The 25,310-nt window shown below is 41.9% G+C and carries 23 protein-coding genes; 18 read left to right on the forward strand and 5 right to left on the reverse strand.

Annotated elements, in window-relative coordinates; genetic code table 11:
* Positions 1–69: 69 nt before the first annotated feature.
* Positions 70–1,113, reverse strand: a complete 1,044-nt coding sequence (locus SWH54_06915; GenBank protein MDY6790983.1) for a sensor domain-containing diguanylate cyclase — start codon at positions 1,111–1,113, stop codon at positions 70–72.
* 181 nt (positions 1,114–1,294) lie between these two features.
* Between SWH54_06915 and SWH54_06920 the strand changes: the two genes are divergently transcribed.
* From SWH54_06920 to SWH54_06940, 5 genes are all read left to right on the forward strand, one after another.
* Entirely contained in the window at positions 1,295–1,489 is a 195-nt protein-coding gene (locus tag SWH54_06920) for a zinc ribbon domain-containing protein (GenBank protein MDY6790984.1), read from the forward strand.
* A gap of 690 nt (positions 1,490–2,179) precedes the next feature.
* Positions 2,180–3,532: an adenylosuccinate lyase gene (gene purB / locus SWH54_06925; GenBank protein ID MDY6790985.1), complete on the forward strand. Its 1,353-nt coding sequence runs from the start codon at positions 2,180–2,182 to the stop codon at positions 3,530–3,532.
* 39 nt (positions 3,533–3,571) lie between these two features.
* Positions 3,572–4,555, forward strand: coding sequence for a phosphoglycerate dehydrogenase (locus SWH54_06930; protein MDY6790986.1), 984 nt, complete (start codon positions 3,572–3,574; stop codon positions 4,553–4,555).
* Positions 4,556–4,866: 311 nt separating this feature from the next.
* Positions 4,867–5,301, forward strand: a complete 435-nt coding sequence (locus SWH54_06935) for a hypothetical protein (protein ID MDY6790987.1) — start codon at positions 4,867–4,869, stop codon at positions 5,299–5,301.
* Positions 5,302–5,404: 103 nt separating this feature from the next.
* Positions 5,405–6,067 carry a flagellar motor protein MotB gene (locus SWH54_06940; GenBank protein MDY6790988.1) on the forward strand — a complete coding sequence of 221 codons (663 nt, stop codon included), beginning with the start codon at positions 5,405–5,407 and terminating at the stop codon, positions 6,065–6,067.
* 15 nt (positions 6,068–6,082) lie between these two features.
* Here SWH54_06940 and SWH54_06945 read toward each other — a convergent pair whose 3' ends face one another.
* Entirely contained in the window at positions 6,083–8,572 is a 2,490-nt protein-coding gene (locus tag SWH54_06945) for a PAS domain S-box protein (protein MDY6790989.1), read from the reverse strand.
* Between the two features lie 200 nt (positions 8,573–8,772).
* Between SWH54_06945 and SWH54_06950 the strand changes: the two genes are divergently transcribed.
* The 11 genes from SWH54_06950 (at position 8,773) to SWH54_07000 (ending at position 20,982) form a co-directional block, all read left to right on the forward strand.
* Positions 8,773–10,500: a response regulator gene (locus SWH54_06950; protein ID MDY6790990.1), complete on the forward strand. Its 1,728-nt coding sequence runs from the start codon at positions 8,773–8,775 to the stop codon at positions 10,498–10,500.
* Positions 10,490–11,431, forward strand: coding sequence for a TRAP transporter TatT component family protein (locus tag SWH54_06955; protein MDY6790991.1), 942 nt, complete (start codon positions 10,490–10,492; stop codon positions 11,429–11,431). Before SWH54_06950 ends, SWH54_06955 begins: the two co-directional genes overlap by 11 nt.
* A 322-nt stretch (positions 11,432–11,753) precedes the next feature.
* On the forward strand, positions 11,754–12,767 hold the full coding sequence (dctP, locus tag SWH54_06960; protein ID MDY6790992.1) for a TRAP transporter substrate-binding protein DctP: 1,014 nt from the start codon (positions 11,754–11,756) through the stop codon (positions 12,765–12,767).
* Positions 12,760–13,269 carry a TRAP transporter small permease gene (locus SWH54_06965; protein MDY6790993.1) on the forward strand — a complete coding sequence of 170 codons (510 nt, stop codon included), beginning with the start codon at positions 12,760–12,762 and terminating at the stop codon, positions 13,267–13,269. Before dctP ends, SWH54_06965 begins: the two co-directional genes overlap by 8 nt.
* Complete coding sequence (locus SWH54_06970; protein MDY6790994.1) at positions 13,269–14,546, forward strand: TRAP transporter large permease subunit; 1,278 nt, start codon at positions 13,269–13,271, stop codon at positions 14,544–14,546. The genes SWH54_06965 and SWH54_06970 overlap by 1 nt, the downstream gene beginning before the upstream one ends.
* 231 nt (positions 14,547–14,777) lie before the next feature.
* Positions 14,778–15,080 (forward strand): hypothetical protein, encoded by a 303-nt coding sequence (locus SWH54_06975; GenBank protein MDY6790995.1) that lies wholly within the window; start codon positions 14,778–14,780, stop codon positions 15,078–15,080.
* A 159-nt stretch (positions 15,081–15,239) separates the two neighbouring features.
* Positions 15,240–16,400 carry a CsgG/HfaB family protein gene (locus tag SWH54_06980; GenBank protein MDY6790996.1) on the forward strand — a complete coding sequence of 387 codons (1,161 nt, stop codon included), beginning with the start codon at positions 15,240–15,242 and terminating at the stop codon, positions 16,398–16,400.
* 150 nt (positions 16,401–16,550) lie between these two features.
* A complete protein-coding gene (locus SWH54_06985; GenBank protein MDY6790997.1) occupies positions 16,551–17,693 on the forward strand; it encodes a beta-ketoacyl-[acyl-carrier-protein] synthase family protein in 1,143 nt (380 codons plus the stop codon).
* Entirely contained in the window at positions 17,690–18,409 is a 720-nt protein-coding gene (locus tag SWH54_06990) for a beta-ketoacyl synthase N-terminal-like domain-containing protein (GenBank protein ID MDY6790998.1), read from the forward strand. Before SWH54_06985 ends, SWH54_06990 begins: the two co-directional genes overlap by 4 nt.
* Entirely contained in the window at positions 18,382–19,554 is a 1,173-nt protein-coding gene (locus tag SWH54_06995; protein ID MDY6790999.1) for a DUF2062 domain-containing protein, read from the forward strand. Before SWH54_06990 ends, SWH54_06995 begins: the two co-directional genes overlap by 28 nt.
* Before the next feature lie 3 nt (positions 19,555–19,557).
* Positions 19,558–20,982 carry a radical SAM protein gene (locus SWH54_07000; protein MDY6791000.1) on the forward strand — a complete coding sequence of 475 codons (1,425 nt, stop codon included), beginning with the start codon at positions 19,558–19,560 and terminating at the stop codon, positions 20,980–20,982.
* A 148-nt stretch (positions 20,983–21,130) separates the two neighbouring features.
* On the opposite strand, the gene SWH54_07005 is transcribed toward SWH54_07000, so the two are convergent.
* The 3 genes from SWH54_07005 to SWH54_07015 all read right to left on the reverse strand — a co-directional run bounded on the left by SWH54_07005 (position 21,131) and on the right by SWH54_07015 (position 23,526).
* Positions 21,131–22,285 (reverse strand): MBL fold metallo-hydrolase, encoded by a 1,155-nt coding sequence (locus tag SWH54_07005; GenBank protein MDY6791001.1) that lies wholly within the window; start codon positions 22,283–22,285, stop codon positions 21,131–21,133.
* Positions 22,286–22,311: 26 nt separating this feature from the next.
* Positions 22,312–22,842 carry a class I SAM-dependent methyltransferase gene (locus SWH54_07010; protein ID MDY6791002.1) on the reverse strand — a complete coding sequence of 177 codons (531 nt, stop codon included), beginning with the start codon at positions 22,840–22,842 and terminating at the stop codon, positions 22,312–22,314.
* A 186-nt stretch (positions 22,843–23,028) separates the two neighbouring features.
* Positions 23,029–23,526, reverse strand: coding sequence for a Spy/CpxP family protein refolding chaperone (locus SWH54_07015; GenBank protein MDY6791003.1), 498 nt, complete (start codon positions 23,524–23,526; stop codon positions 23,029–23,031).
* A gap of 136 nt (positions 23,527–23,662) precedes the next feature.
* Between SWH54_07015 and SWH54_07020 the strand changes: the two genes are divergently transcribed.
* Both SWH54_07020 and SWH54_07025 read left to right on the forward strand, forming a co-directional pair.
* Positions 23,663–24,361 carry a response regulator gene (locus SWH54_07020; GenBank protein MDY6791004.1) on the forward strand — a complete coding sequence of 233 codons (699 nt, stop codon included), beginning with the start codon at positions 23,663–23,665 and terminating at the stop codon, positions 24,359–24,361.
* The gene (locus SWH54_07025) at positions 24,358–25,224 is read left to right on the forward strand and encodes a HAMP domain-containing protein (GenBank protein ID MDY6791005.1); all 867 of its coding nucleotides are present in this window, start codon (positions 24,358–24,360) and stop codon (positions 25,222–25,224) included. Before SWH54_07020 ends, SWH54_07025 begins: the two co-directional genes overlap by 4 nt.
* Positions 25,225–25,310: the final 86 nt, after the last annotated feature.

Below are 25,310 nucleotides of genomic sequence, written 5' to 3' on the forward strand. Positions count from 1 at the left end.
GATTAATATTTGGTATAAATCGAATGTGTTAATAACAAACAATTTTAGCATTTTTTACAAAATGTCAATTTATAATGTGGCTACTGCGTCTTTGGTGGTGTTTTTAACCCGGTACATGGTTTTATCCGCCAGAATAAGGAGATCTTTAATGGTGTCGGCATCCCCGGGGTACATGGCAATTCCAAAGCTGGCCGTCACCCTGACCGGCCGGGATTCAGATTGCAGGTAGCTCGTTTCTCTGATTGAAGAGAGAATTTTTTCAGTTTGCTTTTTAGCTTCTTGTTTATCACTACCCGGTAAAATAATAACGTATTCATCCCCTCCGTACTTAACCAGGATACCTTTTTCCGGAAGACAGTCCGTAATGGTCTGTCCAACTTCTTTCAACATTTTGGTGCCAAGCAGGTGGCCGTGAAAATCCACCACTGTTTTAAAATTGTCTATATCAACAAAAACAACTGCAAATTCTGTTTGTTGGGGGATTGAATTTTCAATCAATTCTCCGATAATTTGATGCAAATAGCGTGCGTTATACAGGCCGGTATATTCATCCGTGACATTCATTCGTTGAATTTTGCTAAATAACCGGGAATTTTCAATGGCAATGGCGGCATAGTCTGTAAGAATGGTAAGGAAGGGAAGATATTTTGTTTCAAATAAAGCCATATTTTTAACATTCACGATTTCAATAACCCCAACAATTTTTCCATGAATTTTACAAGGAACGCAAATAATTGATCTTGTTTTAAACCCGGTCATCTTATCCACTTTATTGCTGAATCTTGGATCATCTTTAACATTTGGTAAAAAAAGCGGAATGCCTGTCCGGACCACTTGTCCTGAAACACCTTCACCGGGTTCCAACCGGACTCCTTTAATCAAATCACGATTAAGACCCACAACGATATCAAAGGTTAATTCCCCGGTGGTTTCATTTTTTAAAAGGAGAGACCAGTTCTGGGCATCAATCAGTCGGCTAACTTTCACCATAATAAGTTCAAGTATCTGCTTTAAATCAAGTGTGGACGTCAAGGCTTTGCCGATTTCCACACATGCTAAAAGCGCATCGGTCTCGTATAAACATTCATTTTTATCAGATTTGCCATCAATCATATTTTTCTCCTGAGTTGGCTTGGCTGCAAGAGTAGAATAACGATAAAACTTTAACTGTAAAAAAGTAATGAATTGAAACATCGGTGTCAATAAGTAAAAGGTACCGCTTAAATATTAGCTTGACATACAAGAAAAAATAAATATTTTATTACCGTGAAGAAAATACTCAGAAGGAAACGATATGCCGGTTTATGAATTTGAATGCCCCAATGGAACCATCACAGAAAAGCTGGTTCGAATGAATACCAAAGAGATTGTGTGCCCCAAGTGCCAGCAGAAAGCCAAAAAAATTATTTCGCCGTGCACATTTGAGTTGAAAGGTGGCGGATGGTACGCCGACGGATATTCAGCAAAAAAACACTCTAAAACCAAATAAAAACCAATCTTTTAAATATCATAATCAAGTTATGGGATCATCAGGTGGTGATCCCATTTTTTTTGCAACTGTTCACAGCCACTATATCTCCACCGGCTCAGTGCAGCCAGCCTATCAGGCGATAGCTGATTGATCTGATCACGCACATTTACAACACCGGTGGAAACTTATAACTCAAGTTTCGCACCCCGTTTTTACGTAAAGTAATGCCCTGACGGCACGCAAAATATAAAATCAGATGTGAATCGAAACGGTTATATTTTTTTCTGTAAGGGGATATGTGGGTCATCTATTTCACCTTTTCGCAGTGTCCGGATATTTGGGATAGACCGTCCCTTTTATATTGTTTAGCAACAAATAGACGTTATTCCAAATATCCGGACACGCTGCGACTGATTCAGTTCATATCCCCTGGAAGAAAATAATATAATCGTCTCGATTCACACCTTCAACACCAATCGGCGCTTCAAGAATACCGACTCCAGCGTAGATAAGGGGTGCGAAACTTGGGTTATAAGTTTAAGATGGTGCAACCTTTTTGTTCCCGGGGAACATGAACGGTTGCTTTTATTTCCGGGATTCATCCGTGCTTGACACACAAATTTCATTTGTCTATACTTATTTTAAATCTCACTTCTTACACTTTGACAGTCTGATAAAGTATCACCGATGGCGTCGTAGTTTGATCCTATGAGCATTTCATCATTAAAAGCAATCTCTCCTGTTGATGGCCGCTATCAAAAGGTGGCCGGGAAATTAAGCGACTACTTTTCTGAAAGTGCCCTGATAAAATATCGTGTATTCGTTGAAATAGAGTACTTTATTGCCCTGTGTGACATACCGCTCCCTCAGTTGAAAAGTCTGGATAAAGCCTTAACCGGCACTCTGCGAGCTATTTATAAAGACTTTTCCGATAATGATGCCATAAAAGTTAAAAATATCGAGAAGATAACCAACCATGATGTTAAAGCCGTAGAGTATTTTCTTAAGGAAAGATTTGATGAACTGGGGCTGGGTCAACATAAAGAGTTTATTCATTTTGGGTTAACATCACAGGATATTAATAATACAGCCATCCCATATTCTTTAAAAAAGGCATATTTTGATGTTTTAAAACCCGCCCTTGATGAAGCCATAGATGTGCTGGGTAAAAAAGCCGCAACATGGAAAAACATCCCCATGCTTGCTCGAACTCATGGACAGCCGGCATCGCCCACAAGCCTGGGTAAGGAGGTGTATGTTTTTGTTGAACGGTTATTAAACCAAACCGCTCTGATAAAACAAATTCCTTTTTCAGCTAAATTCGGCGGTGCAACAGGCAATTTCAATGCGCATCAGGTGGCTTATCCCGACATTGACTGGATTTCTTTCGCAGATCATTTTATTAAACATATTCTGAAACTTGAACGCTTAAAAGTAACCACTCAGATTGAGCACTATGATCACCTGGCTGCATTTTTTGATAATCTTAAACGGATCAATACCATATTTATCGATTTAAACCGCGATATCTGGTCTTATATTTCCCTGAATTATTTCAAACAAAAGCTTAAAAAAGGGGAAGTGGGATCTTCGGTGATGCCCCATAAGGTAAATCCCATTGACTTCGAAAATTCGGAAGGCAACCTGGGAATTGCCAATGCCCTGTTTGAGCATCTTGCTGCAAAGCTCCCTGTTTCAAGACTGCAAAGGGACCTGACCGATTCCACGGTTACCCGAAATATCGGTGTTCCTGTTGCTCATATGTTTATTGCTCTAAAATCATTTTTAACAGGATTTAGCAAATTATTACTTAACGAAGAAACAATTCGCATGGATCTGCAGAACAACTGGGCGGTTGTTGCTGAAGCGATTCAAACCGTTTTACGTCGAGAGGGGTATCCCAAACCCTATGAAGCATTGAAAGAGTTGACCCGTACCCATAGACACATTGATCAAAAAAAAATAGCCCAATTTATTAACACCCTCAATGTGAGTCAAAATGTTAAACAAGAATTAATTAAAATCACCCCGGAAAATTATACAGGGGTTTATGGTTTTTAACTGATCGTATGGCATGTTTTAATAGGAGATAATTAAGCAATGGATAAAATAACTGCCCTGATCGAAGCAAGGCCGTTTTGCGTTTTTGACAACGGCCCGATGGAAAAACTTAAAAAAGAAGGGTTACATATCATTGATATGCGAGGTTCCGGTATTGATGATGTGAAATTTGTTGAAGCTTTGAAAGATGTGGATGCCGTGCTGTGCGGCAACGACCTGCTGGTTAATGATGCCATGCTGGATATGGCCCCCCGTTTGAAAGCAATCGCCAAGATGGGCGTGGGACTAGATACTGTGGATATTGAAGCAGCTTCCAATCACAATGCGATTGTCTTTAATACCCCTGGAGCAAATAACCAGGCTGTGGCCGACCACACGTTTGCCCTTATTTTAAGCCTGGCCAGAAAAATTGTTTTTTGTGATCAAAGTCTTCGAGATAAACACTGGGAACATACTAAAATCATGGGTATGGAAATCTGGCAAAAAACCATCGGATTAATCGGGCTGGGCGCCATCGGCAGGTGCGTCGCGCTAAGGGCAAAGGGATTTAAAATGAAGATTGTGGCATATGATCCTTTCTGGCCAGAGGAATTTGCCGAAGAGCATGGCATCGAAAAACTGGAAATTTATGATTTACTGAAGGTCTCTGACATTGTCAGTCTACACCTGCCGCTGACTGAGGAAAGTAGAGGAATGATTAATAAAAAGACCTTGCAAAGCATGAAACCCACGGCACTTCTCATCAATGCAGCCAGGGGAGAAATAGTAAAAGAACAAGACCTTTATCATGCCTTAAAGGACAATGTGATTGCGGGTGCTGGACTCGATGTTTTTGAAAATGAGCCCCCGACCAATTCGCCGCTTCTTACGCTTGATAATGTGGTGATGACACCTCACATTGCCGCATTCACCCGTGACGCACTGAACAATATGTGCTCAGGTATTGCCGATCAGCTTATTGAATACGCCAAAGGGAATAAACCTGCCCATTTGGTAAATCCTGAAGTTTTTAATCGGGCATAGGCCTGACTACCTTAATACCTTGATGCATTGATACAAAGCCCGCAAAAACCGGAAGGAAAGATTTTATCGGTGTCTTCCGGATCGTAAAGAGGATCAGTTTGCTCAACTAAAAGGGTGTAATGAAAAAATATTTTTCGGTTTGGTGGATTATTACAATCTTGGTATCATGCTCAACCATTCCGCCACCCAGAGTGGAAAATGGAACATATATAAATCCGGAATTCGGATTTTCGCTTAAAATACCAAGTGGCTGGGTAAATTCTAAGCCTATCCCCCCGTGGGTCCTTGATCAAATACCCCCGACGGAAAAAATGTATTTAAAATTTATGTTCACCAATACCCAACCTCAACTGGGAATAATGAGTAAAGGACGCATCCTTGCCTCATGTAGCAAGCTTGAGATCCCCTGGGAAAAATTGATTTTGTCATGGGATAAAGTAACAGCCCTCTTAACCAAAAGGCTGGGAAACAAAAAAATTAGCACCGATAGAAAGTCACACATAAAGAAATATTCCTATCGGACTTATAATTTGTCAACAGCAGTCTGTCTTATTCCTGCCTATGATGAGGAGATAGACGAATATCATCTTAAACTGTTAACAAATTGTTTTTATTACAAGTGCAATGATCTGATGGCATGTAAAATAGTTTTTTATGCCATATCAACGCCCGAAATGTTCAAAACAAATTCACCGGCTTACAAGAAAATGATTCAGACCTTCACCATCATCGATGAGAAGTATTAGCGGAGAAGTATCTGTGTATCAAAAAAAAATACTCGTTGTGTTGTGCTTAATCGGTTTATCAATCTCAGGCTCTGGCTCTGGCTGTGTCTCAAAAACGAAATATATGAAACTTGAAGCCCGTTTGCATAATGCGGAAAAACAGGCGGTGCAAAATAAAAATAAAATGAAAGAGCTCACAGATGCTCAAAGCAATTATGAATATCAGAAAATAATAAACACACAACTTGCCGGGAAAATAAAAAAACTTGAACTGGAAATTAAGAAAAAGCAGTCGGTGATTAGGCTCCAGAAAAAGATAATAAGCCTGCTCGACGATACAAAAAAAACGATTGAAGCCAGTCTGAAGGATCAAATTGCACAACAGCAAATTGAAGTGGTCAATATGGAAGACAAATTGAAAGTAATCTTTATAGATAAGATCCTTTTCGATTCAGGAAGTTCAACTATTAATGAAAACGGGAAAAAGCTGCTTTTAAGAATGGCTGGTTTTCTCAGGGACAATAAAAAGCAAAATATCTTGATAGAGGGACATACCGACAACGTCCCTTTAAAGGAAAGATTAAAAAAAAGATTCGCCAGCAACTGGGAATTGTCAACAGCCAGGGCCGCAGCGATTGCCCGTTTTCTTCACCAAAAAGGAAGTCTGGACCCGAAACGGCTTTCTGCCTGTGGTTACAGTTGTTATCGACCTGTTGCCCCAAACAATACAGAAAAGGGTCGCCGGCAGAATAGACGTATAGAGATCATTATGGTTCCAGCGGAGTAAGAAGCAGACTCCCGCCTATGATGCAGGCAGATAAATATCGAAAGTACTGCCATGTCCTTTTTTGCTGGACACCTTAATGATTCCCCTGTGGTTTGTTATGATACTGTAAGTTAACGCCAGGCCAAGCCCTGTGCCTTTGCCGGCTTCTTTGGTGGTAAAAAAGGGCTCAAATATCCTTGCCATCACCTTCTGCTCCATACCGGTACCGGTGTCGGTCACTGAAACGCTTACATAATTTCCCCCCAGTACTTTAAAGGGCCTGCAAAAATCGTCATTCAGCCGGATATTTTCTGTTTGAAGGTAAAGATCGCCACCCTTGGGCATGGCATGCCATGCATTCACATACAGATTAATAAGGACCTGCTCAATCTGGTTTCTATCAACTTTTACCTTCCAGATATCTTTACGAAGTTTTTTATGCAGTTCTAACTCCTTTCTGCCGCGAATGAACATGGTGGAGCTTGTTTCTATCACATCATTCAGACAGGTGGGCTTGAGTTTATATTTTTCTTTCCGGGAAAAGCCGAGAAGTTGCCTGGTAAGGTTTCCTGCGGTTGTAATACTGTTTTCAATTTCCGCGATATGCTTGTACTGAGGTTGATCACTTTTTATGTGCAGCCGCATGATAGCAATACTACCCTGGATACTCATTAGCACGTTATTAAAATCATGGGCGATACCTCCGGCTAACGTACCAATGGCTTCCATCTTCTGGGCATGGATGAGTTGGGCTTCCAGTTGCTTTTTTTCCTGCTCAATACGCAACTGCTTGGTAATATCCAGGATCAACGCTACTGTTCTAATTTTTCCGTTTGAATCCTCAAAGCGATTGGCTCTGATTTTCACGCATTTTTTTTCTCCGTTTTTACAGATAATGTCGTACTCATCGTAAGTGGCAGTTTTTTCAATATGCTGCGGGTTCAGTAAATCATCCGGAATTAGCGTTGCATCATTATCGGCCAGGTATTTTTGGAAATCACTTCCCTCTATTTCTTTAATGGAATAACCCAAAATTTTTGGCATTACACTGTTTGCATATAGTATTCTATAATGATCATCAACCACCATAATTCCATCGTGAGAGTTCTCCACCACAGATCGATACCGTTCTTCACTTTCTCGAAGAGCTTTTTCTGCTTCAATGCGTTTGCTGATATTTCTTGCCACATTCAGGATAACCTCTTTCCCCCTGTATGTAATTGGCCGGGAATGAATTTCAACGGGAATCCTGCTTCCATCGGTTTTAAAATGACAGGTGACAAGGGATATTTTGTCCTGGCTGGAATCCCTGTTTTTGCTGTCAAGCTGTTTGATAATCATTTCAGTATCTTTTTCAGGAATGATTGCGGAAAGATTCAGGTTAAAAAATAGTTCAGCTGTATATCCCAACGGCAAATAAGCCGCTTCATTGGCTTCAAGAATCCTGCCTTTTTGATCAAAAATATAAACAGCATCATCTACATTTTCCAACAGTTCCTTATAACGGGATTGCTCTTCCGCATCTTTCAGGTTTGCAAGCATAAAATTAAACGCCTGAGATAATTGGCTGAATTCCCAATAACTTTTTTCGTTACTTTCAAAAAGCAGTTCTTTATCTCCCTTGGAGATCAAAATGGCCTTTCGGGTCATTTCTTTTAAAGGCTCTATCATTTGTTTGCTTAAAAAAACGGACATGACAATCGATACCGCCAGCACAAAAATGGAAAACAATCCCATTAATAAGGTCACTCTTCTCTTTTCGCGTATCAGGCTTTCTTTGGATGAAAGAAAAAATAGACCATTCACCCCGTTGATTTCAGATAAAACAACATCAGGGCCCAAAGAAATGAACTCTGATTTTGCAAATGAACGGTTTAGATCTATCGAATCCAAATGCATGGGGTCTGGTGAATTCAGACGAAAAAGGTCACCGGAGTTGAGAATGGTTATATCGCCATCCACAGTTTGGTGTATTTTTTCTATCAACTTTTTATCTTGTGCCATGTCATAGAGGACATACACGGTTCCCATATGTTTTTCCAGGTGCATCACCGGAGCTGAAAACCACCAGATGAATTGTAATCTGTTCCCCTCATTCCAAACTTTACCCTGGGGCAAGCCGGCAGCAGCAAAATGAATCGCCTTTTTAGATATTTTAGCATATTTGTCCGGAAAGAATGTTTTTTCCCCGGACTTTTTCACAAAATAATAAACCCCGTCACGGGATGGATAAAATTGTGTCACCCTTTCCTTCAATTGCGATTTGGCGCCAAGCATTAATGTCACCCGGATGGTATTGTCAAAACTGAGATTTTTTAATATGTCTTTTATATCCGCAATCCGGTTATTTAAAATAATTTCGACTTGCCCCCGTTGGGCGCGCAGTTTTTGGTGGAACTCCGATTCGACTCTTGTATCGAAATATATATGCAGGGCTGCCAGGATAACAACGACGGATAGTGTAACAAGAATAACATAAGTGGCTATCAGGTATGACGAAAAACGTTTTTGATTCTTAGGATTCAATGGCTTTCCCTAAAAAAAGTACAACCTTGAATTAATAATCATTTTATAGTACGGTCTTATTATACAATAAAACAACTAAGACTCAATAGAAAATATCGGTAGAGGCAAACCACTTCAATTGATTGAATAATTACCCTTAGGTCATCCATCATGCATCAAAGCTGTAAATAAGTTTGCCTAAGCGGAGGACACGGATTGTGATGAAAAAAAAAGGAAATCACAAAGGCATATTGGATTCAATGATGCTAGCTGCAATTTTTATAGCCACCGCTTACTGGATCCTTGATTCTATTCTGAATATATTCTTTTTCAATAAATATAATATTATTGCTGAACTGATCGGAGCGGATTTATACAACATTTATATTCGAGTGGTTGTTTTATGCCTTTTCGTCATCTTTGGTTCCCATGCTCAGGCATCCATAAACAAGTTCAGGAAAACTGAAAAATCTCTGAAGGAAGGAGAGGAGCGATACCGCACCTTGTTCGAATATAACCCTATCGAAACAATTACCGTTGATCATGATGCCCGGGTAACCGGTTATAACCTGGCAAAGATTAACTCCGGTGACAAGGTGCCTCAAATTGGGGATATCATGTACAAAGACTATGCCGGAAAACACAACATTGACATGTATAATGAGTTAATGGAGTGCATCAAGTCTAATATATCCAAAGAGTTTCCCGAACAAAAATATAATGGCAAATTTCTTTATATCAGGATAGCGCCTTTTTCAAAGGGCGCTATCATCACAGCCCTTAATACTACCAAGCAAAAACAGCTTCAAACTCAACTCCAGCAGGCAAAAAAGATGGAGGCCATCAGCACCTTGGCAGGCGGCATTGCACATCAGTTTAATAATATTTTAAGTGGAATAACCGGCAATACAGAACTGTTACAGATAGAATATGATAATGATAAAAAAATCAAAGAATACAGTGAACGTTTATTCGGTTTAACCCGCCGCATGACCGGTTTAACCAGTCAGTTACTGGCCTATGCAAGGGGTGGAAAGTACCAGGAAAGACAGTTATCAGTGTGCCAGTTGGTGGAGGAAACACTCCCCTTAATCAAACATAGCATGAACCGATCAATAAAAGTGGTTGCCAATCTGGAAAAGGATATTCCACTTATTAAAGCCGATGTGACTCAATTGCAAATGGTTTTTTCTGCGGTAATGAGCAATGCAGCAGAAGCAATAGAAAAATCGGGTACTATCCGGGTTGCCGTTCAACGGAAAGATGTTGATGATAAATACGCCGCACAGCATCCCGGTCTTAAAGTCGGGCAGTATATCAGACTTACGGTGGAAGATGACGGCAAAGGGCTTGACAATGAATCCAAGGAAAGAATTTTTGAACCGTTTTATTCCACCAAGCTTCAGGGACGCGGACTTGGCATGGCAGCATCATATGGCGCTATTGTTAACCATGGCGGCTGGATCGAAATAGATTCCGAACCAGACAAAGGCGCTGTCGTAAGTATCTACCTGCCTGTATCTTCTGACGCTGAAGTGATTTCATTAAGAGACGAAAAAGAGATCGCAGAAATCTCAACCGGCAACGAAACAATTCTTATTATCGATGATGAGGAGGAAGTCCTGGAGACAAGCTGTTTGGCCCTGGAACATCTTGGTTACAAGGTTTTAACGGCGAATACCGGTATGGAAGCAATCAACATTGTTGAAGCTGCCAGTGAAAATATTGATCTGGCCATTATTGATATCGGTTTGCCGGATATTAGGGGCGACATAGTATGCCAAAGGATTCAAGAACTTCAGCCGAAAATAAAGGTGGTGGTATCCACCGGATATATGGTTGAAGACATTACTGACGATTTCAAGATAAAAGCCCAGAGCTTTATACAAAAACCGTTTTCAATGTCAGAGATGGCAATGAAGCTAAAACAGGCACTAAATGATAAATAGGCAGACATTAAAAAATGTTGCGATTAAATGTCATTCTGATGCCGGAAATAATATCAGCATACGACTGACAATCCTTGTTGGCGTTGTAAAACTATTATTTCTTGTAACGGGTATTTGCGCTATTTCCGGCTGCTCTTTTATTATTTCCAAAGCCACCGGTAATCTTGTCAATAATCTGTCGGCTGCTATTCTTAATAATGATGACTTGGAAACAGTTGAATCAGGAGGGCCTGCTTACCTTTTGATGCTTGATGGCCTGGTACGGGAAAAACCTGACAATGTTCCATTGCTTTGTTCGGCTTCAAAATTATATACCGCTTATTCCAGTATTTTTATTAAAGATAAGGTAAGAGCAAAAAAAATGACTGAAAAAGCGTTAAGCTACGCATTCCGAGCTTTTTGCGTACACAGGCCTGAGGCCTGTTCAATACGCGGCATCAGGTACCAGGCTTTTGCGAATATCATAAAAAAAATGAACGTTAAGGATGTACCGGTATTATATGCCCTTGGTGAAGCCTGGGCCGGCTGGATTCAAGCACACCAGGATAATTTAATTGCAGTTGCCGAGCTTTCACGGGTTGAAGAAATTATGAAGCAGGTGCTTGAGCTGGATGAGTTGTACGAGGATGGTGGGGCTCATTTCTATCTGGGTGTATTTGCGACATTGCTTCCGCCGGCATTGGGAGGTCGTGCTGAGGAGGGTCGCCGGCATTTTGAGCAAGCCATTGCAATTTCAGGTGGCAGGAACCTGATGGTGAAAGTAACTTTCGCCCGGCAATACGCACGCCTGATGTTTGATAGAAAACTGCATGACCGGCTGTTACATGAAGTCTTAAAGGCCGATCCCAACTTACCAAACTATACTCTTATTAACACTTTGGCCCGGCAAGAGGCGCAGAAACTTCTCGATAGTGCCGACAATTATTTTTGATGGCGTGGTAAAAATTGCAATTAATGCGTTGCAAAGGTTTTTCGAACACTCGGCATAACACATGTCTAACCTTGACCCTGAAAAACCATTACACCTTGCATAGAAAGCTTTTTACTGAAGCATCCGCATTATATTTTACCAGATCGCCATTTTCACTTTTATCGTATTATTTCAGATTAGCTCTGACTTGCACGACAAGACACTAAATTTTAATTTGGGGACATTTCCGTGCAAATCGGTGGTAAAAGTATACCGGCAGCATGAATTTTATATGATTTGTTTTTTTCAGAATTCTCCGGTTTAACCGGGTCAGGATAAATATATGTGCGGTTTGTTACGAATCGTCTTGGTTGTACTGTTTTTTATGCTTTCAAGTCAGGCAAATGCTGTGGTGCTCAAAATTGCCACATTGTCCCCTGATGGATCCGACTGGATGATTGCCATGCGCCAGGGTGCAGAGGAAATAGCTAAAAATACAGAAAATCGGGTGCGTTTTAAATTCTATCCCGGTGGTGTCATGGGCGATGACAAAGCAGTTCTGCGCAAGATTCGCATTGGGCAGTTGCACGGAGGCATCCTAACATCAGGAAGCTTATCAAAATTTTATCCCGATATTCAGGTTTATAACCTGCCCCTGGTATTAAAATCATTTGGTGAAGTCGATTATGTTCGAAAACACATGGACAGGCTCATTATAGACGGACTGGGAAAAGGCGGTTTTGTGACATTCGGACTGGCTGAAGGAGGATTTGCTTATTTGATGTCGACCACACCGGTGAAAAACACCGATGACTTGCGTAAAAATAAAGTCTGGATACCGGAAAATGATGCTTTAGGCCTGGCTACCTTTAAAATAATGGGTTCCACGCCGATCCCCCTGCCCCTGGCAGAAGTTCGTACCGCCCTGCAAACCGGATTAATCAATACGGTCACCGCTTCAGCGATTGGGGCAATTGCACTCCAATGGTATACCCAGGTCAATTATATGACAGATACTCCGCTGATGTATCTATGCGGATTACTTGCAATAGATAAAAAAGCATTTAAAAAAATTCCCCTGTCTGATCAACAGGTAGTGCGCCATGTGATGTCACGAATATACAGACAGTTCGACCGGGAAAATCGGCAACGTAATTTAGAAGCCATAGAGGCTTTGCGCAAACAGGGCATTAAATCTGTGATGCCGGACAACAAAACCCTAGAAGAATGGAAAGACCTGGCTCAAAAAATAGTCCAGAATTTAATTGACTCAGGCGGAATATCACAGGAAATATTCAATATTCTGCAACGTAATTTAACAGCTTACCGATCAAAACAGCATAAAGCGGATGAGTAACAAGCCCGACCATTCATATTTCACCAAAGTCCAGGTGTTTTTATACCGGGTGGAAAACGGTATTTTGGTGGTGTTGCTGCTCTCAATGCTTTTAATGGCGGTTTTGCAGATCTTAATGAGAAACCTATTTGAATCCGGAATTGTCTGGGGTGATATTCTGGTTCGTGTCCTGGTACTGTGGGTGGGCCTCGTCGGTGCCATGGTGGCAAGCAGACATGGCAATCATATCAATATTAATATACTTTCCCGGTATTTGCCTGAGCGAGCAGGAAGTATCGTTAAGAGCGCTTGTGAATTTTTTACTGCAGCAGTCTGTTCAGTTGCAGCTTTTTACACTCTACGATTTGTAAAAATAGAGTTCGCCGAAGGAGGTATGGCTTTTGCCCAGATGCCGATCTGGGTATGTGAAGCCATCATTCCTGTTGCTTTTATTGTTATTTCCCTTCGTTATTTGATTTTGTCTATAATAACTTTCTCAAAAATAATTAAATCCACATCGTGATACTGTATATTCTTTTATTTGCAATCATTTTAGCCACACTTTTTGGCACACCGTTGTTTGCGGTGATTTTAGCAGTGGCTCTAATCGGCTTTTACCATATAGGGGTTGATCTGTCGGTGATAACCATTGAAATTTATCGAATCGCCGATACTCCCCTTTTAATGGCACTTCCACTGTTTACCCTTGCCGGGTATATAATGGGAGAAAGCAAGACATCACAGCGGCTGGTACGCTTGACACATGTTTTTTTAGGCTGGATGCCGGGTGGACTTGCAATCGTGGCTCTTGTCACCTGCGCTTTATTTACCGCTTTTACCGGTGCATCAGGAGTAACCATCGTTGCCCTTGGCGCACTGTTATATCCTGCGCTAAAACAGAGCCAATATAATGAAAAATTCAGTCTTGGCCTGGTGACCACATCCGGCAGCCTCGGGCTGTTATTTCCACCATCTTTGCCGCTTATTCTTTATGGAATTATTGCCCAACAAATGAATACAGGACAGGATGTCACTATTTCCAGGCTGTTTCTCGCTGGTCTTCTTCCGGGTATTCTTATGGTTATTTTGTTGTCTTGCTGGAGTTTATGGGCAAGTCGGAACAACTTTGAGCCCAAATCCCCATTTTCCGGAAAAGAAGCGATTTCCGCATTGCTGGAAGCCGCCTGGGAAATTCCGCTGCCGCTCTTTGTATTGATTGGTGTTTACGGAGGTTTTCTGACTATATCGGAAGTCGCAGCAGTTACTGCAATTTATATCATAGTAATTGAGGTTTTTATTTACCGCGAGATAAAATTTTCCCGGCTTCCTTTTATAATAAGGGATTCGATGGTGGTATGCGGCGGAATTTTATTGATCATCGGGGTATCTTTGGCTTTTACCAATTATCTTATCGATGCCGAGGTTCCCATGCGGTTGTTTAAGCTCATTCAGAAACTGGTGGCAAACAAACTGACATTTTTAATCCTGCTTAACTTATTTTTATTGATTCTTGGTGCGATTCTGGACATCTTTTCAGCACTGGTCATTATGGTACCGCTTATACTTCCTGTAGCTGTAAACTATGGTATAGATCCGGTTCATTTGGGCATTATTTTTCTGGCCAATATGCAAATAGGTTATTTTACCCCTCCGGTGGGAATGAACCTGTTTATCGCCAGCTACCGTTTTAATAAACCCATCACAGAACTCTACAACGCTTCCATCCCGTTTATGATTGTGTTGCTGATCGCACTCCTTATTATCACATACTGGCCAAGCCTTAGCATGGTTTTTTTGTAACTCTTCGTTTATTTATACAATATCAACATGTTGGTTTCCTTTCATTAAATTTTAGGAAAAAAGTCTAAAGTTATTTATTAAAATGCCGATAATAAATTGAGAATGCGTATTCCTGCAACGCAACAAGCAACCCGATTGGTTCAGAATCATAATTATCCGGTGAAAAAAATCAGTCAAATACCCCCTTTGATTTGCTACGCGGCCGTTATTCTTTTTGGCTTCGGTGTTGCCATGGCTGACAGCCACAAACCTTCTCAAAGCAACTCTGCCACTGCCAGTCTGAATTTTAAGATTCATATCCCTGAAACACTCTATCTGAAAATCGAAACAGTCGGTCACCAACAGGATGGGGATGTATCTGATGTCAATTCTGCAACTAAAACCCGCACCGCATCATTAGATAATAGAAAACGTAGCATAAAAACCTCAGGGCGGACCTCCAGGGGTGGTATGATTTTCCTGTCCCCTTGCAGCAGCCATGTGATAAACGGAATGCATGATAAAACAATCTGCTATATCTTAAGCTCACCATGATGATAACATCAACCAAAACGATCCGTCCTTCCTACCCACTGTCTTTTTTCCCTTCTCTCCCTACAAACTGCACACCTGGCTAAATTTTATTGCGGTATCTTTCTTGACATACAGTGCCCTTTTTCCTATACTATTTAAAATATTAAAAGGAGATCCATAATGAAACGATATATTGCCTTTATGATAATTCTTGCCCTTTTCCTATCGGTACCGCTTGGGGCAAAGGCGGATTTTAAAAGGACAAAAATTGCGGTCCTTGACTTTGATCTCAAAGGCTCCGGATTTGAAACTGAAGACATGGGAGCCATTGTGGCGGAGTGGTTTATTACCGCTTTTGTCAAGGAAGGGAGATTCGATGTTGTAGAACGCGGACTGCTGAAAAAAATTCTTGACGAGCAGAAACTCGGAATGTCCGGCATTGTTGATGAAGCAACCGCAACAAAAATAGGCAAGCTTCTTGGGGTTAAAGTAATTATTTCCGGTTCGGTACTAAAGCTGCAAAGAATTCTGGAAATCAATGCCAGAATCATTGACGTGGAAACCGCTTCGATTATTGCGGCTGAAAACGTAAAGAGTTCCGCCGCAGTTCGGCTTCAGGACCTGGTCGTACAAATGTCTGCAAAAATAATTAAAAATTTCCCCCTTGAAGGCTATATTGTCAGCCGAAAGACCGGGAAACCGAAAGCTTCCATCGATCTTGGCAGGATAGCTGGCGTGAGAGAAGGCATGGAGTTCATCGTTTATAAAGAAGGAAAAATCATACGACATCCAAAAACCAAGGAAGTACTGGATGTCGAGACTGTCGAAACAGGCAAAATAGTCATCACCAAGGTCAGAAATAAGATTTCAAAGGCTGATATCCTTGAAGAAATAGTCCCCGGCGTTATCTCATTTGGACAGATGGTTAAGAGCGTGGGCCCTTTGACTCCGATACATCCTGATGCAACTGTCGACAGAGCTCTGAGAACCGCGCGATCAGACCGCCGATCCAGAAGAAGAGCACCAGCAGCAACTGTTTCTGAAATTCTCTACCTGTTAAAATCACCAAACTACAAAGAAAAAATTAAAGGGGCTCAATACACCGTTAAATCATTTCCGACCAATCCTCAACTGTTAAAGGCTGCAGAAACAGAGCTTTTAAAAGGATATGGGGTAAGGACAAGAGATAAAAATCATGCTGAGGCAATGGCATGGATGTGTAACGTTCTTGGTCGCTCGAAGCAGGTCCAGTATAAAGACACACTGCAAATGGTTTATAAAAATGCAGCCAGTAGAAGAGTGAGAAAATATGCCAGAAAAAATTATAAAATTTTAAGGTAACCATTTTTTAGTTAGACTCTAAAACTCTGTCACTCTGAGGCCTTTGAAGAATAGTATATTTTCAAAGGCTTCTAAAAGTTTTCCTCAAGCAAAACGATCCTCAAACACAGTTCTCCCCAGGCGAACCCATAGACCGTCAGGAAAATATACATGAAACAGGTTTTAATTACAGATGCAGTGACTATCACTTCGTTGGGGAACGATCTTGAACAGCTATGGCAGGGGCTGATGTCCGGTAAAACAGGAATAAAGACTGTTCGACATTTTCCGGTTGAAAATTACACCTCAAAATATGCGGCATGTATAGAAGACCTGGTCTTGCTTGGAACCCGGAACAAAAACTCAAGGATACGGGCACTTCTTGACCGACTGCTGGCAAACATGTTTCCGGTTCCGGCAGATTCCTTTCTTATTACCGCTACAACCAAATCCGGCATAGACAACCTTGAGCAATTATGCCGGGAGAACCGTACCGATACTCAGGATATTTTGCTATCCACCATTCTGGACATCGTTTCTCAAAAACTAAAACTTACCGCAAAAGGCACAAATATCAATGCCGCCTGTGCATCTTCCACCATTGCGATTGCCCATGGTGCTGCCAGGATTGCATCTGGAAAGGTCAATTCTGTCCTGGTGTGCTGTATCGATATTATTACCGAATTTATTTTTTCAGGATTTTCCTCCTTGAAGGCATTGTCATCATTTCCATGCCGGCCTTTTAGCCGTACCAGGTGTGGACTTACCCCAGGAGAGGGCGCAGCAGCCATTCTTTTGATGAGCGAAGATCGCGCAAAGAAAGAAAACCTGCGTTCTCTCGGACGAGTAGTCGGCTGGGGCGTATCCAACGACGCGACGCACATCACCGCACCTGCCCAGGATGCGTCCGGCTTAACGCGGGCTGTCGGCCAAGCCTTAAAAAGGGCCAATCTAAAAAAACAGGACATCGGAGCCATCAGTGCCCATGGGACAGGTACGGTTTATAACGACCTAATGGAGCTTAACGCTTTCAGACAAATCTTTGGAGAACACCAGGTTCCTGTTTATTCCGTAAAAGGCTCTATCGGACATACCATGGGAGCGGCAGGCGGTATCGAAGTTGCTCTTGGTTTGAAAGCACTTTCCACCGGAGTCGTCCCTCCCACCGTCGGTTTCTCTGATCCGGAAGACGGTACCAAAGGACTTTTAAGTTCCAAGCCCAAAGTAATATCGACTGACTTTCTGCTGACTACAAACTCGGGATTCGGAGGAATTAACGCTGCCATCATCTTGGCAAAAGGAGAAAGCAAGTGATTGCTTATATTACCGGTATCGGATGGGTAACTGCGGCAGGAATGGGATGCGGAAGAAATTTTGATATTTTTTCCATGCCGGAAAACCCGTTGCCAAAATTCACCAGCACGGATGTTTTTAAGAAACCTTACAAACGTTTTGGAAGAATGGACAAATACTCGAGACTGGGTCTTTCCGCTGTTGCGTTCGCCTTGCAAGATGCCGGACTGGAAAAATACAAGGAAAAGCGAAACATCGGTATAATCGCTTCCACAGTATATGGTTGCCTTCACACAGATATCGATTACTTTAAAACAACTATTCCCCACGGAGGATTAATGGCCAGCCCAAACCTTTTTGCTTATACTTTGCCAAACTGTTTCCTTGGGGAGGCTGCCATTTATTTCGGCTTGACAGGAGGGGGATTTGTAGTAAACGACTCTTCCCCTGCAAGACTGGCAAGTTTAAAAATTGCCTTAGAAATTATCGAGTTTGGAGAAGGAGATAAAATGGTCAGCGGTGTTTGCGATTTGGGACGCCCGCCCAATTTTAGCCGGGGCAAAGACCTACCGCCAGGCTCGATCTTCCTTGTTATTGAAAAATCGCCCGAATCAAGCCTTCAGGTATATGGAGAACTTGGCCTGGGGAAAGATGATTTCATCAATTTTAATAAACAGAAAATAACCGATTTAGTGTCTTTGGTTAATGAATGTATAGTCAACAACAGACGAAAGTAATCTTTGCCATACCTGTTTATAATCATTCTGCTACCCTGCCTGGCTTTATAAATGCTGCCCTGGCAGTACATGGAGATATTATGGTAGTAAATGACGGCAGTACAGACAAAAGCATTGATGTCCTGACAGGACTCAATGTGCATCTTATTAACCACGAGAAAAATCTGGGAAAAGGTGCTGCCATTAAATCAGCAGCCCTGAATGCGCGCAAGCTGGAAATGACCCATATGGTGACCGCAGATCCAAACGGCCGGTATGATCCTGCCGATTTTCATCTTTTTGCCGAAGCTTTAAACAAAAACCCGGACTCTATTATTGTGGGCAGACGGAATTTTCCGAAGCGTGAGTTGACTGTATTATATCGATTCAGCCGTTGTCTGGCCAAATTCTGGTTTCAAGTACAAACCGGTAAGAAACTTTCAGATGTTCGCTGTACATTTCGTGCATACCCGCTTGCGGTGCTTGAAAATTTGACCTTGAGAACCAGGCGGAATTCATTTGAAATCGAAGTGCTGACCAAAGCGGCTTGGGCCGGAGTAAATTTAAGGGAAGTAAGCATTTTTTATAATTTCCATCGGAGTAACAAACAAGCATTTAATTTTAAGTCTCTCATCAATAACCTGCAAGCCACTCTTTTTAATTTTCACCTTACCATGCGCTCAATCGTTCCCTGGCCCCATCAAAAACTTATTGTTAAAGATCGCCCAGGGGAAAAAATCAGTTTATTCCATCCGCTGCAATCCATTAAAACTCTGCTTACTGAAAATACTTCTCCCAGGCAGCTTGCATCTGCCAGTGCAATGGGAGTCTTTCTAGGTACACTGCCGCTAATTGGCTGCCATAATATTGCTATACTTTTTGCCGCAAGCTATTTTCGTCTGAACAAGGTGGTACCCCTGGCCACCAGCGGTTTGTGCGTGCCGCCGTTCGTGCCTGCGTTGTGCATTGAAGCAGGGTATTTCCTGCGGCACGGCGCCTTCTTGACGGAAATTTCCATAAAGACTTTAGGCTATCAGGCACTTGAACGGATTTACGAATGGCTGATAGGCTCACTCCTGCTTGCTCCCTTATTTGCGATAGTCGTTGGGGGTATCGTTTTTGCTATGGCTTTATTTTTAAAAAGAACCCGGAGAAATTCACTGTAAATCATGCGAATCGTACTTGTACATCCTGCCGGCTCAAACTGGGTACCCGGCAAAAAAGATATCACCGCCACGGCAAACCGTATGGCTCCGCTCGGTATTCTTTCCATTGCGGCCTTTCTGGAAAAAAAGGGCCACCAGGTTTTCATCCATGACTGCTTGGGCCCTAAAGCTCCTTTCGGTACCCAGGCCAATGCAAAGATCATCCTCGACTATAAGCCGGATCTTGCAGGTTTTTCTGCAACAACCTCGGGCTTTCTTGACGGATACGACCTTGCCACTGAAATTAAAAGGGTGAGCCCGCAAATCACTACCGTTTTCGGCGGAGTGCATATCTCGTCCATGGGAGCCGTTTTACTGGAAGATTTTAAAAACATCGATTTTCTCTGTCAGGGCGAAGGAGAAGTCACCTTGTCTGAAATTGCAAACGGAAACGATGCCGGCTCCATAAATGGCCTGATTTACAGAGATGGAGAACAGATAATAACCAATCCGCCGAGAACGAATATTAAAAATATGGATGAACTGCCTTTTCCAGCCTACGAAAAGCTTGATGGTTTCCCTGAAGGCTACAATCTGCCTTTATTCAGCTACATCCAAAGTCCGGGCGGAACAATGATTACCAGTCGCGGATGTATCTATCATTGTTCATATTGTGATCGTTCCGTTTTTAAGCAGGGTTTCCGCTATAACTCCCCAGAATATGTTTACGAACACATTCAATATCTGCGTACACGCTTTGGGGTACGCCATATTAACATTTATGACGATCTGTTTACCACCAACCGCCGTCGAATAACAAAGCTTTGCGATCTTCTGATTTCAAAACCGCTCGGCATGCATTTTAACTGTGCCGTTCGGGTCGGATACGCTGATGATGAATTGCTTAACATGTTGAAAGAAGCGGGTTTCCTGCAAGTTTCCCTGGGAATTGAAACGGGAGACACCGATTTAATCAAGATTCATAAACCCGGTGCTGATCTTGATGAGATCCGTTATACCATAAAGCGGATCCAGGCTGCAGGCCTGAGAGCCAAGGGTCTTTTCATGATGGGGCTTCCAGGAGATACTGTGGAATCGATTCGCAGAACAAGTGATTTTGCCATATCTTTGGGTCTTGATGATATGAACATGTCCAAATTCACACCATTCTACGGAGCCCCCGTATGGTCCACCATATTTGACGATGGGGCTTTTGACTATGACTGGCGAAAAATGAACTGTCTCAACTTCGTGTTCGTACCCAAAGGTATCGACTCAAAGGAAACACTCGACCAGCTGTATAATGAACATGTCAAGCGGTTTTATACCCATCCTGCCTGGAGGAAAAAATTTAGAAAAAGAATCTGGCAGCACCGGAAAAGTCTGATGCATATGCTCAAACATCTGCCGACTTTCATCGCTGCCAAGCGTACCTTTGAGCCAAAGTAAAAGACAGGCGCAAAGGCAGAAGGTAGAAGGTAGAAGTAAACGAATATTCAACATCGAACGTTGAACATCGAATGATTAAATCGCTTCGCTCCACCAGTTTGTAAATTGGTAAAATACCCACTGTCTCATGTGTGGATAAATGTAAGCGTTATACCGAGCTCATCACATATGGTTTAGCAAAATCATCGTAAAACAGGGTTTGCCCATGTTTTAAGTCAATCACGCGATCTGATATCCCCTCTTTTTCCAGTTCCCGTTTAAGATCAATCGGTGGAAAGTGAACCGGCTCATCCCCCAGCCGAAAGGTTCCCCAGTGAACAATAAAAAAGTGCCTGGCATGAAGTTGCTGAAATGCCCGAACTGTCTCATGGGGATTCATGTGGCTGCCGGCCATGAACCAGCGGGGTTCATAGGCACCTAGATTGAAAATTACCAGATCAATGGAATATTCCTCTCCGATTTCATTAAAACCCTCAAAATAGCTGGTATCACCTGCAATGTAGATAGTAAGCCCACCGGCGGTTTTAACTAAATAAGAACCCCACAAGGATCGGTTTGGCCCGATAAAAGGATTCCTCATGGTCCAGTGGTTGCAGGGAAGCAGGGTGATTTCCAGCTTGCCCTCGCTAAAAATGTCAAACCAGTCCATTTGAGTACGCCGATTCATTTTCAGATCATCAAAGATTTCATTATAACCCAGAGGTGTAATTACCTGGGTATCATCGTTTAAGGAATCAAGGAAAGGCTTATCCAGGTGATCGTAATGCCCATGTGTAATCAGAACATAATCTGGAGATGGCATCTCTTTTATGTCGGAAACCAGAGGCGAGAAGTCCTGGAAGAATCCTGGAATCCCTGAAAAAAGAGGGTCTATAAGGATATATTTATCCGCATCTTTTATCATCACACAGGAATGTTTAACAAATGTGATTGAAAAATCCTTTTTTTCTTTTACTGACTTCCAGTCAATGGAAACAGGAATCCGGCGCTCCTCATTATAAAAGGCTTTGAAGCTGTTCTTGGAAAATAACTTCCACTGTAAGATTCGCCACGGACTGCCGAAATTTTCCCGGTTAAAAGGATTTACAAACCGGTTATTCCCGTGATGGATTTTTTGGAGCGCGATCTCCTTAAGACTCAGGCCGGGAGGAACGACAGCCGCGTGTCCCTTACCCCCGGCAAAGGCGGCTTTAAAAATTGCATCAAAGGGAAGGAGACAAAATATAAATACCCTTTTCCCCCATGCGAAAAACTTAGCTATGAAAATGCGTCGCGTCATGGTGTTGTTTATGAATTTGTACATTTTAAGGGATTGTTTTAGTAAAACTACTATCTTTTAAAAAAACTATAAGTCTTTTTCCCTTTTTTAGAAAGTAAAAATAGCTCACCGCCTGTTATTTTTGTCATGATATCATTTTCGTTCATATGATGATCGCTAAAAGACAAGATGCCCTCAGGCTTTAAAATTCGGTGCAATTCCGTCATTACGGCATCCGGATGATTCAGCATATGAAATATATCGTATAACAAAATCACCTCCATGCTGTGATCAGGCAATCCTGTTTTACCACCGGAGCAGATGGTTTCCACATTTGCCAGTTGCCTTTTCAAAACGATTTTTTGAACTCTGTTAACTGCACGCCGATTAATGTCCAACGCATAGACCCTACCCGATTGACAAACCATTTTTGAAACAGGAACCACATATCCCCCCGGACCACAGCCGTAATCGAGCACATAGTCCCCAGTTTTTATGCCTGTTTCCACCAGTATGGTTTCCCTTGGAATAAAAAAATCCCGTAACATGAAGGCAAAACACATACCTTGAAACATTAAATGACCCATCGGTTTATCCATCATTTTTCTCCTTAGGGTTCTCACAGGTAGGTATAGAGAATGGAGACAGAGAATGGTCAATTAAAAAAGAAAACCCCATGCCTTTGATCGAAAGGCTCTACCGGTTTTTAAACAACCCTCCAATCGTATTCAACAAAAATATTTTTCTATTTTTTAAAAACCCGATGCCCTTGAACCCAAACCTTCCGATCAGGACAGGCATGCCTTCATTTTTTTTCTTATTATTTCAATCACCTTTCTCTTTTGATCTTCATCAAGAATATGATAGAATTTCAGGAAAAGATCCAGGTTGTCCGCCATAAAAACCGGCATCTTGTTAAGCTGCTTTTTTGCGGCTTCGGCTATGGCATTCATATCCGGTTTTTCTTTGTTGATTTGATTGTGCAGTTGTATGAAATTTTCCTTTCGCTTTTTCATGGCCCAGGTCATCTTTTCCTTTACCTCCAGCCTGATTTTCTCATATTCTATCTTTTGAGTCTCTGTAAGATTCAAATCCTCAACCTTTTTATCCAACCGTGACAGGACATGCTGGGAAAAATTTTTGCCAAAAAACTTTGGGTGCGGCCCTTTTCCGCAAAACATGGGATGATACCCACAGTTTTTGAATCCGTGAATTCCACATGCGGACACAATACCCACAAACAAAATGACGGCTGTAATGATAAAATGCTTTTTCTTAAATTTCATTTGTCTCCTCCTTTTGGTGTGAGTCATTTTCTATTTCATTTTAAACTTAGAATAGTATAAACTTGTAAAGAATGTTTGTTCCGGTGATGAAAAAATGTTAAATAAAGGTAAAAAAATGTAAAAACGGGTGACAGTTATGGCAAAAAAGGTTTTACTGGTAGATGATGATAAAAAACTCAGAAAGCTTCTCGGGGAATATCTGGCAGGCTACGGGTTTAATACCCTCACTCTTGCTGACGGGTCATCGGTCCAGGAAACAATCCGTGAACAATCCCCGGACATGGTCATACTTGATATCATGTTACCCAAACGAAACGGGCTGGATGTACTGAAAGATATCCGCATGGAGTTTACCATTCCGGTTATCATGCTCACTGCCAAGGGTGATGATGCGGACAGGATTGTAGGTCTTGAGCTTGGCGCAGACGACTACCTTCCCAAACCGTTTAATCCCAGGGAGCTTCTGGCAAGAATCAAAGCGGTACTCCGAAGAGTACCGCGAGGAACAAAAGGCAGGGACAATGAGGGTATATTTGTCAGGGCGGGCGGCCTCATCCTGAACAGGGCCAAACAAACACTGTTGATCAATGACAAAGAAGTAGAGCTGTCTTCGACTGAATTTAAACTTCTTGAAATATTGATGACACATCCAAACCGGGTGATGAGTCGCGACCGACTCATGGATCTCGCCCAAGGCAGGAACTTTTGCGCCTTTGATAGGAGCATTGACGTTCACATCAGCAAGTTGAGAGCAAAAATAGAAAAAGATCTCCGATCTCCCCGGCGTATCAAAACTGTCTGGGGAACAGGCTACATGTTTATGGATTTGCCATGAAACCTGCAAAACTTTATATCAAAATATTCTTATCCTTTGTGATGGTGTTGATCATCACTGAGCTACTGATCTTCGGACTTTTTATCTTCTCCGTCGGCAGAAGCTTTAATTTCAGGTTTGAGCGATATGCAAAAGCCCAAGCCATGATAATAAACGATTTTATCAAAGAAAAAATTCAATCAGAGGTTAAAATACATCCGTCAAAAAACAAATCTTTACAAAACTTCCTCCTGCGCCTGGGAGAAATTTACGATGCAAAAATCTGGCTGGCAGACTCTGCCGGCGTTGTGCTTATCAAGTCTTTTCAGGGGAACATTCCGGTCGATATGACAAAGATTGACAAAGATCGTGTAAAGGATTACCAACAGTTTAAAATGCATCGTGATTTCAAAAGACGACATCTTTTCTATATCACCATCCCTGTTGAAATCAGTAACGGCGAAACCGGCTGTTTCCATCTTTATCAAAACATGAAAAAAACCCACATTGAGGGGCGTTTTGCCCTGGGACTTGCCGGAATCGGTATGATCATTGCTGTACTGATCGTTCCTGTTTCAAGGCTTATCACCAAAAGAATCAAGCGCCTTGGGGCCTCCGCCAACCGGATCGCAGCAGGTGATCTATCTCATAGAATACTGGTTAAAGGCAAAGACGAGATAGAAGAACTGGGACACTCTTTCAATCGCATGGCTGATGAACTTGAAAAAATGATTAAAGGCGGCAGGGAACTCACCGCCAACATATCCCACGAGCTGAGAAGCCCTTTGGCAAGAATTCGTATTGCTCAGGAACTGATTAGGAAAAAATTGGCGAGAAGCGAGTATAATGAACTAGTACAAAGTTTCATTAAAACATTTACATAAAATATAATATGTGATATAGCTTCTTCAAAAACTATGGAGGAAGCTATGCCAAGAAAAAGCCAAAGACCCAAATTACAATTAGACAA

It is taken from the genome of Thermodesulfobacteriota bacterium, from assembly GCA_034189135.1.
Taxonomy (GTDB): domain Bacteria; phylum Desulfobacterota; class Desulfobacteria; order Desulfobacterales; family JAUWMJ01; genus JAUWMJ01.

Excerpts from the sequence above, each read along its gene's own strand:
- SWH54_06965 (MDY6790993.1), top strand. The coding sequence starts at position 12,760 with ATGAGTAACAAGCCCGACCATTCATATTTCACCAAAGTCCAGGTGTTT.
- SWH54_06935 (MDY6790987.1), top strand. The coding sequence starts at position 4,867 with ATGTATTTAAAATTTATGTTCACCAATACCCAACCTCAACTGGGAATA.
- SWH54_06915 (MDY6790983.1), bottom strand. The coding sequence starts at position 1,113 with ATGATTGATGGCAAATCTGATAAAAATGAATGTTTATACGAGACCGAT.
- SWH54_07010 (MDY6791002.1), bottom strand. The coding sequence starts at position 22,842 with ATGATGGATAAACCGATGGGTCATTTAATGTTTCAAGGTATGTGTTTT.
- SWH54_06980 (MDY6790996.1), top strand. The coding sequence starts at position 15,240 with ATGAAACGATATATTGCCTTTATGATAATTCTTGCCCTTTTCCTATCG.
- SWH54_06995 (MDY6790999.1), top strand. The coding sequence starts at position 18,382 with ATGTATAGTCAACAACAGACGAAAGTAATCTTTGCCATACCTGTTTAT.
- SWH54_06930 (MDY6790986.1), top strand. The coding sequence starts at position 3,572 with ATGGATAAAATAACTGCCCTGATCGAAGCAAGGCCGTTTTGCGTTTTT.
- SWH54_07020 (MDY6791004.1), top strand. The coding sequence starts at position 23,663 with ATGGCAAAAAAGGTTTTACTGGTAGATGATGATAAAAAACTCAGAAAG.
- dctP (MDY6790992.1), top strand. The coding sequence starts at position 11,754 with ATGTGCGGTTTGTTACGAATCGTCTTGGTTGTACTGTTTTTTATGCTT.
- SWH54_06975 (MDY6790995.1), top strand. The coding sequence starts at position 14,778 with ATGGCTGACAGCCACAAACCTTCTCAAAGCAACTCTGCCACTGCCAGT.
- SWH54_07015 (MDY6791003.1), bottom strand. The coding sequence starts at position 23,526 with ATGAAATTTAAGAAAAAGCATTTTATCATTACAGCCGTCATTTTGTTT.
- SWH54_06955 (MDY6790991.1), top strand. The coding sequence starts at position 10,490 with ATGATAAATAGGCAGACATTAAAAAATGTTGCGATTAAATGTCATTCT.
- SWH54_06985 (MDY6790997.1), top strand. The coding sequence starts at position 16,551 with ATGAAACAGGTTTTAATTACAGATGCAGTGACTATCACTTCGTTGGGG.
- SWH54_06940 (MDY6790988.1), top strand. The coding sequence starts at position 5,405 with ATGAAACTTGAAGCCCGTTTGCATAATGCGGAAAAACAGGCGGTGCAA.
- SWH54_07025 (MDY6791005.1), top strand. The coding sequence starts at position 24,358 with ATGAAACCTGCAAAACTTTATATCAAAATATTCTTATCCTTTGTGATG.
- SWH54_06920 (MDY6790984.1), top strand. The coding sequence starts at position 1,295 with ATGCCGGTTTATGAATTTGAATGCCCCAATGGAACCATCACAGAAAAG.
- SWH54_07005 (MDY6791001.1), bottom strand. The coding sequence starts at position 22,285 with ATGTACAAATTCATAAACAACACCATGACGCGACGCATTTTCATAGCT.
- purB (MDY6790985.1), top strand. The coding sequence starts at position 2,180 with ATGAGCATTTCATCATTAAAAGCAATCTCTCCTGTTGATGGCCGCTAT.
- SWH54_07000 (MDY6791000.1), top strand. The coding sequence starts at position 19,558 with ATGCGAATCGTACTTGTACATCCTGCCGGCTCAAACTGGGTACCCGGC.
- SWH54_06950 (MDY6790990.1), top strand. The coding sequence starts at position 8,773 with ATGAAAAAAAAAGGAAATCACAAAGGCATATTGGATTCAATGATGCTA.